At 50.5% G+C, this 511-nt stretch carries 2 protein-coding genes; both read left to right on the forward strand.

Translation table 11 applies throughout. The annotated features are described in order from the left end of the window. Positions 1–305, forward strand: a 305-nt coding sequence (vscY, locus tag R7R24_RS30525) for a type III secretion system chaperone VscY (RefSeq protein ID WP_318120690.1), incomplete at its 5' end; no start/stop codon positions are given. Further along, the coding region (locus R7R24_RS30530) for an FHIPEP family type III secretion protein (protein ID WP_318120691.1) at positions 289–511 on the forward strand (223 nt) is incomplete at its 3' end. The genes vscY and R7R24_RS30530, both read left to right, overlap by 17 nt.

Consider the following 511-nt stretch of genomic DNA (forward strand, 5'->3'; position numbering starts at 1 on the left):
CTGCGCTTCAAGTTCAATACCAACAACCCGATCAAGCCATCGCGATACTGGATGCCGTTTTAGAACTCGAACCAGAACGCGAAGATGCGTTACACACGCTCGCGGTCGCGTGTTTGCAAACTGGCCGTTACACCCGTGCTGTTGCGGTATGTGAAGGCTTACTGAAGTCGCAATCGCAGTCTGTACAAGCGGCGGGAGTTTGGTTTTGCTTGAGCCAAGCGCGCTGGAAACAAAATGACGTCGAGGGCGCACGCCAAGCGCATCGACGCTATCTGCAATCTTTACATAGTGAATCTCATGAATAAGTTGATCGATATTCTAAACAAAGTAGGGCAACGCAAAGACATCATGCTCGCAGTGATGTTGCTGGCGATCGTCTTTATGATGATTTTGCCTTTGCCAACTGCACTAGTGGATGTGCTGATCGGCGCAAACATGAGTATTGCTGTCGTGCTGCTGATGTTGGCGATTTACATCACCACGCCACTGGAGTTTTCGGCGTTTCCGGCAG

The sequence above is a fragment of the Vibrio sp. 704 genome (assembly GCF_033339295.1).